Source organism: Pseudomonas syringae group sp. 26L6, assembly GCF_032587815.1.
In the GTDB taxonomy this organism is placed as follows: Bacteria; Pseudomonadota; Gammaproteobacteria; order Pseudomonadales; family Pseudomonadaceae; genus Aquipseudomonas; species Aquipseudomonas amygdali.
Window position 1 is genome coordinate 462,827 of sequence record NZ_JAWHPJ010000018.1, and the last position, 13,158, is coordinate 475,984.

General features: G+C 59.3%; 11 protein-coding genes, 1 tRNA gene and 1 pseudogene. 7 read left to right on the forward strand and 6 right to left on the reverse strand.

Going from position 1 to position 13,158, the window contains the following annotated elements:
• The first annotated feature begins 18 nt into the window (after positions 1-18).
• Entirely contained in the window at positions 19-693 is a 675-nt protein-coding gene (locus RYA97_RS09745; protein ID WP_004665622.1) for a response regulator transcription factor, read from the forward strand.
• A 7-nt stretch (positions 694-700) separates the two neighbouring features.
• Here the strand turns inward: RYA97_RS09745 and RYA97_RS09750 are convergent, their stop codons facing one another.
• Positions 701-1,738, reverse strand: coding sequence for an AraC family transcriptional regulator (locus RYA97_RS09750; RefSeq protein WP_005780143.1), 1,038 nt, complete (start codon positions 1,736-1,738; stop codon positions 701-703).
• 9 nt (positions 1,739-1,747) lie between these two features.
• Positions 1,748-2,662, reverse strand: coding sequence for a GGDEF domain-containing protein (locus tag RYA97_RS09755; protein WP_005755754.1), 915 nt, complete (start codon positions 2,660-2,662; stop codon positions 1,748-1,750).
• 523 nt (positions 2,663-3,185) lie between these two features.
• Here RYA97_RS09755 and RYA97_RS09760 point away from each other — a divergent pair.
• The 5 genes from RYA97_RS09760 to RYA97_RS09780 are packed head-to-tail and all read left to right on the forward strand — an operon-like array spanning position 3,186 to position 9,729.
• Complete coding sequence (locus tag RYA97_RS09760; protein ID WP_117139406.1) at positions 3,186-5,702, forward strand: TonB-dependent receptor; 2,517 nt, start codon at positions 3,186-3,188, stop codon at positions 5,700-5,702.
• Positions 5,703-5,739: 37 nt separating this feature from the next.
• Positions 5,740-7,668: a phytase gene (locus RYA97_RS09765; RefSeq protein WP_005780147.1), complete on the forward strand. Its 1,929-nt coding sequence runs from the start codon at positions 5,740-5,742 to the stop codon at positions 7,666-7,668.
• 55 nt (positions 7,669-7,723) lie between these two features.
• Positions 7,724-8,434: a protein TolQ gene (gene tolQ, locus RYA97_RS09770; RefSeq protein ID WP_016981370.1), complete on the forward strand. Its 711-nt coding sequence runs from the start codon at positions 7,724-7,726 to the stop codon at positions 8,432-8,434.
• A gap of 9 nt (positions 8,435-8,443) precedes the next feature.
• A complete protein-coding gene (gene tolR, locus RYA97_RS09775; protein WP_016981369.1) occupies positions 8,444-8,890 on the forward strand; it encodes a protein TolR in 447 nt (148 codons plus the stop codon).
• Positions 8,887-9,729 carry an energy transducer TonB gene (locus RYA97_RS09780; RefSeq protein WP_005780153.1) on the forward strand — a complete coding sequence of 281 codons (843 nt, stop codon included), beginning with the start codon at positions 8,887-8,889 and terminating at the stop codon, positions 9,727-9,729. The genes tolR and RYA97_RS09780 overlap by 4 nt, the downstream gene beginning before the upstream one ends.
• Positions 9,730-9,770: 41 nt before the next feature.
• Here RYA97_RS09780 and RYA97_RS26470 read toward each other — a convergent pair whose 3' ends face one another.
• Both RYA97_RS26470 and RYA97_RS26475 read right to left on the reverse strand, forming a co-directional pair.
• Positions 9,771-10,616: a methyl-accepting chemotaxis protein gene (locus tag RYA97_RS26470; protein ID WP_371911624.1), complete on the reverse strand. Its 846-nt coding sequence runs from the start codon at positions 10,614-10,616 to the stop codon at positions 9,771-9,773.
• A gap of 63 nt (positions 10,617-10,679) precedes the next feature.
• Positions 10,680-11,768 (reverse strand): annotated as a pseudogene (locus RYA97_RS26475) (cache domain-containing protein); the annotation flags it as partial.
• Between the two features lie 330 nt (positions 11,769-12,098).
• Here RYA97_RS26475 and RYA97_RS09790 point away from each other — a divergent pair.
• Positions 12,099-12,174, forward strand: a tRNA-Asn gene (locus tag RYA97_RS09790).
• 167 nt (positions 12,175-12,341) lie between these two features.
• Here the strand turns inward: RYA97_RS09790 and RYA97_RS09795 are convergent.
• Entirely contained in the window at positions 12,342-12,629 is a 288-nt protein-coding gene (locus RYA97_RS09795) for a helix-turn-helix domain-containing protein (RefSeq protein WP_005745936.1), read from the reverse strand.
• Between the two features lie 289 nt (positions 12,630-12,918).
• A complete protein-coding gene (locus tag RYA97_RS26480; protein WP_371217819.1) occupies positions 12,919-13,104 on the reverse strand; it encodes a hypothetical protein in 186 nt (61 codons plus the stop codon).
• Positions 13,105-13,158: the final 54 nt, after the last annotated feature.

The window sequence follows — 13,158 nt, forward strand, 5'->3', positions numbered from 1 at the left end:
AAACAAGAAGGCGCTGCAATGAACATTCTGGTTATTGAAGATCACCGTGACATTCACGATAACCTGCTGGAATTCTTCGAACTCAGGGGGCACGCGGTCGAAGGTGCGCTGGACGGCCTGAGCGGGCTGCACCTGGCCGCCTCGAAGCGCTTCGATGCAATCATCCTTGACATCATGCTGCCGGGCATCGACGGCAACCAGATCTGCCGCAGTCTGCGCCAGTATTCGAAGTCGGAAGTCGCCATTGTGATGCTCAGTGCGCGGGATGAGCTGGATGACCGTCTCACCGGCTTCAAGGTGGGTGCCGATGATTACATCACCAAGCCGTTTGCAATGTCCGAGGTGCTCGCCAGGGTCGAAGCGGTGGTGGGCCGACGCCAGCGCAAGGATAACCGGGTGATGGTGGTCGCTGACCTGCACTTCGATCTGGATACCCTTGAGATAACCCGCAACGGTGTGCCTTTGAAGCTCAACCCGACCAACATGAAGCTGTTGGAATTGTTGATGCGCAAAAGTCCCCATATCGTGAAGCGATCCGAGCTGGAAGAAGTGCTTTGGGGGCGTGATGCCCCGAACAGCAGTAGCCTGCGCAGCAACATTCATATCCTTAGGCGGGTGCTGGACGGCGATCACGAGACGCCGTTGCTGCATACCGCTCACGGCCTGGGTTACAAGTTGTGTGTCCAGCGCTGAGGCCTGCTCAGTCGAAATTGAACAGGCGCTGGATCAAGGTCGGTGTACTGCCGGTCCAGCGTTTGAACGAGCGGCGGAAGTTGGCCGGATCGTTGAAGTTCAGGTAGTCCGCCACAGCCTCGTTGCTCAGCCCCTTGATCTGATACAGGTACAGCGCGACATGCTTGCGCGCCAGGTCGTGCTGGGCCTGAAAGCTGGTGCCGTGTTTGTGTAACTTGCGCTTCAGCGTAGCCGGGCTCATGGCGAAGGCACTTGCAACCTGTTCCAGGCTGGTAGCCTGGCGCACGTTGTCACGCAGGTGCTGGTGTAACCGGTCCAGCAGGCTGAATGGCATACCCAGCGCAGCGAGTTGCCCGGCGGCCTCCTGTTGTGCGACCTGCACGGCGATGGGTGATGCGCCTGGCCACGCGCGGGTGAGGTAATGCCGGGGCAGGCGCATCATGTCCAGCGGGCGGCGAAATGCCGTGTTCTCGCCCAGATGCACCCAGTATTGTTCGATGTAGCGCGGTTCCTCGTGACAGAAACTGCATTCCCACGGCAGCCGTTCCCCGCTGAGCAACTGACTCATCGCGACCAGTGCAGTCATACCGGCCTCCAGCAGGAAGCGTTGCTGTTCGCCAGCGCCGCAACTGTCCAGCCAGTAAAGGTAGGCAAAATGCTCATCCAGCTCCAGACGCGGCGTCAGCAGCGGGCTGAGCAGCGCATGCTGGTGGATCAGGATTTCCAGCGCCTGATGCAGGTTTTGCGCATGACGCAGCGCATGGCTTGCGGCGCCGTAATGGCCGGGAAACAGTCGCTGGCCGAACAGGAAACTGGTGTCGTCGGCTTCCATCTGGCGTTGCGCGTTACCGATCAGAACGAAGAATTGCTGCGCACTGAGCCGCGTCTTGCCCGCAACGATGTCTTCGTAGAACAGGCCTGTGCCTTTGAGCAGGCGATGGCTGTCGATCCCGCGCGACAAGGCCAGATCAATCAGCGTAGCCGGCTGGTAATGGCCGGGGATGAAGCGGCTGTCGGCTTCGTACCAGTCACTTTTGAGAGTCACGGCAGTCGCTCAGGCAGTACGGGTCAGGGGACGTCGGGCGCGGGCCAGCGACAGGTTGAGGCGACGCAGCAGGTTGTCCGGCGTTTCATTGAGGGCCATGACCACCGCCACGCTGGCCGACAGTTGAATGCGTTCACCTTGTTGCCGAGTCTTGTGCGCCAGGCTGGCAACCGCCTGTTGCAGCTCCAGCGCCAGCAGTTTCGCCTGACTCTCTCCAGTATTGGGCAACAACACCACAAACCGGTCGCCCGCCAGACGGCAGAGCAGGTCCTGGCGGCGCAAATTGAGTACCAGCAGATGGCTGAGCGCCGATAGAACCTCATCGCCCTCGGCATGACCGAATGCGTTATTGATCGCGCTGAAGTCATCCACATCCAGTGCCAGCAGCGACAACGGTTGCTGCTGGCAGAGGCTTTCTTCAAGGCTGACGACCAGTTGGCGTTTCAGATAGTCGGCGCTGCCCAGCGGTGTGAGCTTGTCGTAAAGCCGATGCTCACGAAAGCCACGCTCGCGCTTTTCCATCTGCGCGCTGATCGCCAGTTGCTCGCGATGCCAGTGATAGATACCGAGGGTCAGCAGGATAAGGCCGATTGGCATCGGTCCGGATTCCAGCCAGTGACCCCACTGGATGTGGCTGGGCAGGCGAATGAACTCATCCAGCGCGTCGATCCACCAGGAAAAGAACACACAGCTGAGGCCTGTCGACAGGTAATTGGTGACCCGACCGGCTGGTCGGCTCTTGAACACCAGAAACAGCCAGACCAGCGACAGCAGCGCGGAGCCGCCTTCGCCGACGATGTCCAGCCATTGCCATTCGCTGACCTGTTTGACGTTGCCAAATGCCAGAAAGGCCAGCAGGCCCAGGTTGGAAGCGACCATCAGCGCAGCGAGTTTCCAGCGATGGGGTTGGATGATCCTGAACATGAAAAGACGGCTCCCGAGCTGCTGGTTATCGGCCAGCAGAACAGATGTACATGACACTTCGGTGACGGGTAACGCGGACCGCGAAAGGTCGAATCAGCTCACGTGTGTTGCAGGTTTTTTCTACGCGCCTGACCGCCACCCGGCTGGTTCGCCTGCCAAACGCATGCGGTTCGTGACGCTTTGCGTCACAAGTCTCCGGAGCAGCACAATGTCATGCTGCGTCTGCAGGAGGTCGCCATACGTGCTTCTCGATCACGGCGGCACTGGCGACGCGGAGCGTCACGAACTGCATTCCAACGCAGAGCGTTGGAAAGAGAGTCATACGCACATCGGCTTTTGATTCCGGCCAGCCCCGCCTGAAAGTCAAATCAGCTCATTTGCCTGCCAAGTCACCCCCAAACCCGCTGTTTCCAGCCCCTGCGCCCGTTACCTGTCACAGAACCGTCACTGCACGACTCTAGCTTGCGCCTCCAGTTGCCGGGTCATTTGCCTGGCCTGTCGGGATTATGGGGGAGGACTTAACATGCACAGGCGTCGCAGCAGGGCTCAACTGGTCGGCTTCACACTCAGCGCGCTGGCATTTGCCATTGCCAGCGAACGCTTGCAGGCGGCCGAAGCCGATACCACCGAGCATGTGCAAGTGGTCGGGCAGGCGGCGAGTATCGACAACGCGCTCAAGGAGCAACGCAGCTCCGACAGCATCAAAAGCGTGGTGCATGCCGACGGCGTTGCACAGTTACCGGACCAGAACGTCGCCGAAGCAGTGCAGCGCATGCCGGGCGTCAGCGTCGAGCGCGATCAGGGCGAGGGGCGCTTTGTCACTGTTCGGGGACTGGCGCCCGACCTCAACAGCGTGACCATCAACGGCACGCTGGTGCCCGCCCCGGAAAGTGGCCGACGCGCCGTAGCGCTGGATGTGCTGCCTGCCGAACTGGTGCAGTCACTGTCAGTGATCAAAACCCTGACCCCGGACATGGACGCCAACTCGCTGGGCGGTACAGTCGATGTCGAAAGCCTCTCTGCCTTCGACCACAAAGGGCTGTTCTATACCGGCAGCAGCGAAGCCAGCTACGACAAGAACACCCACCAGACCAGCCCCAAGTTTTCCGGCGCGGCGAGCAATCGTTTCAGCCTTGGCGACGGCATCGACAACTTCGGTGTGGCGGCAGCACTGAGCTGGCAGAAGCGTGATTTCGGCTCCGACAACGTCGAGACCGGCGGAGACTGGGACGGCTCGCGACTGCAATCGTTTGAACAACGCGACTACGACATCAGCCGCGAGCGCACCGGGGGTGGTCTTAACTTCGATTACAAACCCGATGACCTCAGCAAATACTACCTGCGCACCCTGTACAGCCGTTTCAAGGATGATGAGGTGCGCACCACCAACGGTTTCGAATTTGCCAATGCCCAGAGCGCAGGGCAGACCGGCGATGCCGAAGGCACGCGCAAGCTCAAGGCGCGCACCGAAACCCAGGAAATCCAGTCCTACGTGTTTGGTGGCGAACGTATGGTCGGCCTGTGGACGCTCAGCGGCCAGGCCGGTTACAGCGAGTCCAGTGAAGACAGCCCTAGCCATATTGCCGGGGCCACATTCGTGGGCAACGATGATTTTGCCGACACCGGTTTCTACGACCGCGACAAGCCAAGGCCCATCGTCGATCCCTCGTTCTACGACAATTCGAACTTTACTCTGGACAAGGTCGACCGGGAAAAGCAGTACACCAAAGACACCGAGAAGAACGTGCGCCTCGACCTGGCCCGTGATTACGACTTCAAGGGCTATGCCTCGCAGTTCAAGTTTGGCGGCAAGGTCAGCCGACGCGACAAAAGCAACGATCTGGAAGTCTGGAAATACGACAATTTCGATGACCAGGGTTTCAGCGATCAGCAACTCAACCTGACACAGTTCCAGAAAGGCACCATCGACTATCGACTGGGCAATTTCGGCAGCGGTATCAGTCCCACTGCGGTCAAGGGCCTGATCGGCGGCCTGAACGCCGCCGACGCCTACGACGCGTCGGAAAGCCGGGCCAATGACTTCAAGATCAACGAAGACATCAATGCCGGTTACTTCATGAATACGCTGGATATCGATAAATGGCGCTTCATCGCCGGTCTGCGTTACGAGGGCACGGAGATGGACGCCAAAGGAACTGGCGTGCGCGATGGGGCATTCGAGTCCAGTACCACCAACCGCCGCTATCACCACTGGTTACCAGGTCTGCATGCCCGTTATCAGATCGACAAGAGCACCCAGTTACGCGCCGCCTGGACCAAAACCGTGGTGCGCCCGACGTTCGGGCAACTGGCGCCGGGCTTTGTGATCGACGATGACGAAGCCTCTTTCGGTAACCCGAATCTGAAGCCGCTGGAGTCGAGCAACCTTGACCTGGGCATCGAACACTTCATGGGCCGAGCGGGGACGGTGTCGGCGTTCGTGTTCTACAAGGACATCCAGAATTTCGTCTACAACACTGACCTGGCGGGTACCGGGCAGTGGGCGAACTTCTCCGAAGCCAACACCTACGCCAACGGCGACAAGGCCAAGCTCTATGGCCTGGAACTGGCCTATTCGCAAAAGCTCGACTGGCTGCCATCGCCATGGAACGGTCTGCTGCTGGGCGCCAACGCCACGTTGAGCCGTTCCGACGCCAGCATCAACGGTTTCGACCAGAGCACCGGCACCAACCGCAAGCGCGATATCGACCTGCCCAGCCAGTCGAAAACCGTCGGTAACGTCATGCTCGGCTGGGAGAACGACAAGCTGAGTCTGCGTCTGTCCGCCAACTACAAATCGGCCTATCTCTACGAGTTGGCGTCGATCGGCGACAAGGATCACGACCAGTACGTGGATGCGCAGACTTTCGTCGATTTCAGCGCCCGCTATTCACTGACCAAGAACCTCAAGGTCAGCTTCGAGGCGCAGAACCTCACCGATCAGCCGTATTTCGTCTACAGCGGTCATCGCGCCTACAACGGCCAGTACGAAGAATACGGCCCGACCTACAAAGTCGGCCTGACCTTCACTCACTTCTGATCGACCTGACGCGCTCATTCAAAGGATTCAACCGTTCATGATCATTTCGTTATCACCCAAGCCAGCGTGCCTGGCGCTACTGCTTTGTCTTGCGGCCGGGGCTGCGCACGCTTCGCCGCCGATGGACCTGAACCTGACACGCTGGGCTGAAAATGCTTCGTTCAAGGCTCAATCGGCGAGCTTTCTGCCGGGCAGTGACGGCACCCGCCGCCTGGCCGCGAGCGTCAAGGCCGGTCTGTTGCTGCTGGATGAGCAGGGCCGCGAGCTGGCGAAAATGCCGGGGTCGTTCCAAGGGCTCGACAGCCGTACTACAGGCTCAAGTGTGCTCATTGCAACGCTGGATAATGCCCGCCAGCAGGCCATGCTGACCCAGCTCGATCCGACCGGAGCACACTGGTCAAAGCCGGTTTATCTGCCCGCACGCGATTATTCAGTGGCTGGTCTGTGCCTGTACCGCGATGACGCCAGCAACCTGTTTGTGTTTCTGGTGGGCGAGGAGGGCAAGGGCGAACAATGGCTGATTGGCGCAGATAATCGACTGAACGACGCGCCACGCCTGGTGCGCAACCTGCCGCTACCACCCAAAGCCGAGTTTTGTCAGGTCGATGACGCTGCGCACAGGTTGTTCGTCAATGAACAAAACATCGGTTGGTGGGCTTATTCGGCGCACCCCGAGGCTGAGGTCGCACGTCAGCCTGTGGCTCTGCGCGAACCGTTTGGCGATTTGAAACAGGCGGCGGGGGCAATGGCCATTGTTCCGGGCGGTTTGCTGGCGCTGGACCCGAAAGGCAAGGTGTTGCATCTCTATCAGCAGCAGGATTCGCTGGAGAGCTGGACGCCGGTGGCCGATCTGTCGCTGATGAGCCTGAAAAAGCCGGAAGGGCTTTCTGTGCGTGAGAGCAAGAACAGCTTGCAGGTGTTGGTCAACGACAATGACGGCGAGCGCCTGTATCAGGGGGAACTGAGCTGGTCGCCCAAACCGGTGAATAACGCCAAGCCGTTGCCGACTGTCATGGCGGCGAGTCAGAGCCAGCCGGTCGGGCGTCAGGGTGACGCCGCCGACGACCCGGCCATTTGGGTCCACCCGAAAAATCCAGCGCTCAGTCGCGTGCTGGGCACCAACAAAAAGCAGGGCCTGCTGGCTTATGACCTGACTGGCAAGCAGTTGCAGGAATTACCGGTAGGCCGCCTGAACAACGTCGATCTACGCCCAGGCTTCATGCTCGGCAAGAAGACTGTCGATCTGGCGGTAGCCAGTAACCGGGATCACAACAGCCTGAGCCTGTTCAGCATCGACCGGGTCAGCGGCGTCATTCGTGAAGCGGGAGAGATCCCCACACCATTGGCGGAAATCTATGGCGTCTGCCTGTTCAAACCTGCCAGTGGCGAGCTATACGCCTTCGCCAACGGTAAAGACGGCAGCTTTCTCCAGTATCGGCTCAGCGCGTCCGACGGTAAGGCAAAAGGCGAGCTGGTACGCCGCTTCAAGGTCGACACCCAGCCGGAAGGCTGCGTGGCCGATGACCAGCGTCAACGCCTGTTTCTCGGTGAAGAGGACGTTGGCGTCTGGGAAGTCGATGCGCGGGCGGATCAGCCTGCGACGCTTTCCAGTGTGATCAAGGTGGGCGAGGCGGTGCATGCCGATGTCGAGGGGCTGGCGCTGTATCAGAGTGACAACCATGACTATCTGGTGATCTCCAGTCAGGGCAACGACAGTTACGTGGTGGTCGACGCCGAGCCGCCTTACGCACTGCGCGGCGCTTTTCGGGTGGGTCTCAATGCGAACGCCGGGATTGACGGTACCTCGGAAACCGACGGCATCGAAGTGACCTCCATGAACCTCGGCGGCCCCTGGAGCAAAGGCATGCTGGTGGTTCAGGACGGGCGCAAACGCATGCCCGAGCAGGCGCAGAACTTCAAGTTCGTACCGTGGGCCGAGGTGATGAAAACCTTGAAGCTGCCGTAAGTCATTTGTCATCAAGCGGTGCTAATCATTCGTTCCATTACAGAGGACTACCACGATGCACGCCACCCTCGAACACATGACTATCTGGGGCCTGATCAGCGATGCCAGCCTGCTGGTCAAGGCCGTGATGCTGATTCTGTTACTCGCTTCGCTGGTCAGCTGGTACCTGATCATCCAGCGCAGTCTTGCGCTGGGCCATTACGAGCGGACACTGGATGCGTTTCAGCAGCGCTTTCGCGCTGAAGCCGAGCTGGCAACGCTGTACGCCGAAAGCCATTCGGCTCAGGAGGGCGCTGACGGTATCGAGCGCGTCTTCAACGCCGGTTATGCCGAGTACGTGCAACTCAAGCCACGTCCCGGCATCGAGCCTGACGTAGTGCTGTCAGGCGTCGAACGCGCATTGCAAGTCGCGATTAGCGAGCAGGAGCTGCAACTGGAAAAAGGCCTGCAGTTTCTCGCTACGGTCGGCTCGGTCAGCCCCTACATCGGTCTGTTCGGCACGGTCTGGGGGATCATGAATTCCTTCATCGGCCTGTCTCAAGTGCAGCAGGCCACACTGTCGACGGTCGCGCCGGGTATTGCCGAAGCCTTGATTGCCACGGCCATCGGCCTGTTCGCCGCCATTCCTGCCGTTATCGCCTACAACCGTTTTGCCGCGCGTGGCCAGACGCTCACGGCCCGTTACTACAGCTTCGGCAATGAACTGCAGGTGCGCCTGAACCGCACCCTGCAAGGCCTGACCCGCAACATGGCCGCTGCGGCCTGAGGACTTGTCATGCTGGTCAAACCGCAACGCAAACATGGCCCGAAAGCCGAAATGAATGTCGTGCCCTATATCGACGTGATGCTGGTGCTGCTGGTGATTTTCATGGTCACGGCACCGATGCTGACCCAAGGGGTGAAAATCGAGTTACCCAAAGTGGCCAGCGAAGCACTCGCCACCGATACCCGGCAGCGCATCGTGACCCTGTCCGTCAAGGCGCAGGGCGGCTACTACTGGAACCTGGGCGACACGGTCGATACTCAAACGCAGACCGATCAGGCCGCGAGCCTTGAAGATATGCAGGAGCGCATCGCCCGACTGGTTACCGAGCGCAAGGACACGCAAGTGTTCATCCGTGCCGATGACAAGGCTGATTATGGCCGGGTAGTCGCCGCCATGGCGGCGTTGCAACGCAGTGGCGTAACGCAATTGGGCTTGGTGACCGAGGCCCCGCAATGAACACCCTGGCCCTCGATTACCACCCGCCGCGCCGCGAATGGGTGAATGGGCCCTGGCTGCGCAGCAATGGCCTGGCCGCTGCCATCGCGCTGGCATTGCATGGCGTGCTGCTGGGCGGTCTTATGTTCGGCTGGAGCCCGCACGAAGCACCGCCCGCACAGAGCAGAACCCTGACCACGCAATTAGTGATTTTGCCGCCAGCGCCTGAGCCGGTTCCAGTCGCCGCTGCGTCGGTTGTCGAGCCTGTTCAGCTGCCGCCACCTGCACCGGCCTCGCTGCCGATCACCCAGCCGGTAGAAGCTGCAAAACCGCAGGCAGAACCGCAGCGCCAGGTCGAACAGGCGGCGTTGGCACGCAAGCGCGTTGACGAGCAAAAGCGCGAGCGCGAACAGCAACAGAGCGTTCAGCGCCTGCACGAAGCCGAGCAGCAAAAGCGCCAGGAACAGCAGCGGCTGGCCGAGCAGCAACGTCAGCAGGTTGAGCAACAACGTCAGGCCGAACAGGCGCGTCAGTCTGCCGAGCGCGCCCGCCAGGCGCAGCAATCAGCACAACAGCAGGCCGCCGCTGACAGCAGCCAGTATCAGCCACTCAGCAAGGAGGCTCCGGACTATCCCGAACGGGCTCTGGACAAAGGCATCGAGGGTGATTGCACGGTGGTCTACGACGTGTCGCCTCAAGGCACGGTGGTCAACCCGCAAGTGCAGGGTGCGTGCCATCCATTGTTCATCCGTCCGTCACTGGCCGCAGCGCAAACCTTTCGTTATCAGCCACGGGTTGTCGAGGGCAGGGCGGTGACCGTGTCCGGGGTGAAGAATACCTTCCACTACCGGATCAAATAGACAGCGGGCCTGACGCAAGCTGCGACAGGCCCGCAGAGGTTTTAACTGACCTTGAAGCGCCGTACCAGCGCAATCAGGCGAGTGTTGGACTCGGAAAGGGCAGCGGTGCTGCGTTCGTTACTGGAGCCGCCTTCGACTAGCTCTTCGACGATGTGCCGAACGGCAATGATGTTACGGCTGATTTCCTCTGACACCGCGCTTTGCTCCTCGGCCGCTGTGGCGATTTGCGTGCTCAGGTCGTTGATCTGCAGAACCGAGCGAGTCATGTCGTCCAGGCCGCTTGTTACGGCGGTGGTTTTGCCCGCCGTGGTCTGGCAGCTCTGGCGGGTTTTTTCCATTGCGGCTACTGCGGCGCTGACGCCTTGTTGCAGGCTGCCGAGCATTTCGTTGATCTCCGACGTGCTGGCCTGGGTGCGAGCGGCGAGGGCGCGCACTTCATCGGCCACGACCGCGAAGCCACGACCCTGTTCGCCGGCGCGCGCGGCTTCAATGGCGGCGTTAAGCGCGAGCAGGTTGGTCTGCCCGGCGATTTCGCCAATCACCGCCAGCACCGCGTTGATGCGCTTGGCGTCCTGCTCCATCGACTGCACTTTGCTGGTGGCCGAATCGACCTCGCTGATCAGTGCATTCACGCTGTCAGAAGCGTCTGCAACCACGGTTTTCGATACCTGCGCGTTCTCATTGGCCGACTGCGTGAAGCTTGCGGTCTGCGCCGCGCTGCGGGCCACTTCGTCCGCGGTGGAGGACATCTCGGTGATCGCAGTAACGGCCTGATCGGTTTCGTTGGCGTGACGGATCAGAATGGCATTGGTAACGCCCGCCTGACTGCGCAGTTGTTCGATACCGCTGGCAATCTCGCTGGTGGAACTGCTGACGTCGAGCATCATGCGTTGCAGGTAGGCAATGAAGTTGTTGACCGACTCACCCACCTGATCCACTTCATCGTGCCCTTTGACGGCAATGCGCCGGGTGAGATCGGCGTCACCGGCCGACAGCGTGTCGATGTTGGTTTTGAGCACGCCCAGACGGTTCATCAGCGTGCGCAACGCAACGATCATCAGCACCAGCAGCACCAGAACCATCGGGATCTGCAGCCAGGCCAGGGTCTTGAGGACGGTTTCGCTCTGGCTTTTCAGCAGGTCGGTGTTTTGCGAAACGGCCAGCAACCAGGGCGTTCCAGCAACCGGCATCAGAAACAGCGTTGATTCTTCGCCATCGCTGTTCTGGTAGGTCAGACGCGAGGTGCCAGAACCTTTGACGGCGAGTGCCGACTTGATGCCATTAATGAACGGCGATTGCGCCGCCAGTTCGGAGACATTGCGCAGCACGATCTTGTCGCTGCTGCCCGGTACGTTGGACAGAATCTTGCCATCGGCCTCGATGATCATGATCCGGCCATGGACTTCCTGCTCTTTGGCTTCAACCAGCTTGTTGAAGAAGCCCAGCGTCACATCGATGGTCGACACGCCCCAAGGCTGTCCGTCCTTGGTAATGGCCATGGCGCAGTTGGTGCGCGGTTCCGGGCTGGCGGCATCCTGATAGGCGGGCGCCCAGGCGCATTGGCCAGCAGGTGAGTTCAAGCCACCTTTATGCCAGCCCTGTTCGAAATAGTTGAGCGACTCAGGCGAGTTCCAATGGGTGTTGACGATCAATTTTCCCGACGCATCGCGGTGGTAGAAGGTGCTGTGCTTGGCACGACCGGGCGTGCGCACGTTCGGCAAAGGCCAGATTCCGCCGCCAAACACCTTGGCTTCGCCGTACTGGTTGACCATAAACGGCAGCAGGCGGTCGATGTCGTCACTGGACAGTTGCGGCACCAGCTCGGTGATCACGCGCGCCTGCGCCTGTACGCGGGCCAACTCGGTCTTGATCTCATTGCTGATGTCTGCCGCCTTTGCGGTCAGCATGTTTTCATCGTTGGCGGTAAGCCTGGGGGACACGAACTGACCGATGCCATAAACCGTCAGAACAATGACCAGCGCCATGAATCCTACGAAGGTTGCGGTGTAGCGAGCTTGTACTGTCTTGAGCGAGGCCATTTTTTGTTATACCTGGTCCGTAGGAAAGGAATTGCCTGACTCAGGTGTCGACCGGGATAGATATTTCTTGATGTGACAAAAGTGCCAACTTCAGTACGATCAGCTGCGTCCCGCGCCGCGTAGGGCACTAGAGGCATTTTCTCATGCTTCGGGCCGGAGGCCGTGGGAGCCAACGGGCGGCCGCGCATTGCTCGCGATCTGCCGGGAACCGGAAGCAAGATCGTTGCATACGGTGCATAAGGAACAACCGATATCGCGCAAGCCGCAACGCAGAAAATTTTTCAGTCCCTCGCTTGACTTCCTTTTCCTAATCAGTAACATAGCGCTCATTCCGCGATAGCTCAGTTGGTAGAGCAAGTGACTGTTAATCACTGGGTCCCTGGTTCGAGTCCAGGTCGTGGAGCCAGACAAGGTTTCAGAGAAGACTTTAAAAATCTTTGAAACACCGAAAACCCGCCTTCTGGCGGGTTTTTTCGTTTTGGCGCCGAGCGCTGGCAACGCGACAATTCATGGACTTGGCAGAGAAAACACCTTGAGTAGTTTTTAAATCGCCTCCAGTACCAGAAATGAATCCTACGTCTGCACCGAACGCGTCGTTGATCCGCTCGCATCGGAGGACTGCGCTTTAGACCTGCGCTTGTAATCCGCAGGCGTCATCCCGGTAAGTTGAATGAAAGCCCGTCGGAACGAGGTATCCTCGTTGTAGCCGCACTTAAGTGCCACTTGTTTAATGCTGGCTCCCGGTGTCTGGAGGAGGACGCAAGCCGTTTCTATCCTCACTCGGGTAATGAGCTCTTCAGGCGACTCATTGGTTAATTTCTTGAATTGTCGATGCATTGTCCGCTCGCTCAGACCCAACATTTTGGCGAGCTCTTCAGCCGTCAGCCCGGGTCTGGCATTGCGAATGATTTGCTCGGTTTCCAGAAGCAGCGGATCAGCACTATTTATAAAACCGCGGGGTGCATAAACCAGTTGAGGCAGTGACAAGACTAGCCGGGTAAATCGGCAAGGGTATATGAGGAAAACTAATTAATCGGCTGCTGAACGAGTCTGGAGCAGATTTTCGCGCCAATGCGCAGCATGGGCGCGATAGTCATCAGGACGTGTGTGTACAAACGTGAGCGATGAGCACGACAGCGATAATCAATGCTCAATACGGCGAAATAGTCCCCAGCAAACCCACCGCTATTGCCAGCAACAAAAAACCTATCAATGAAAGTCCGAGCTTGCCCATGAGCGTCTCCTGCTGATCGATCTGTCTGTAACGAGTCGCAGGTTCCGGCTTCTGACGGTTTCCTGCGCGTTTTAATGCGTGGCCATTATCCTGCGCAGGCAGATTCTGGTACAGATTCAGAAACAGCTTAAAAATACGGATCAGTTGTACGTGGGC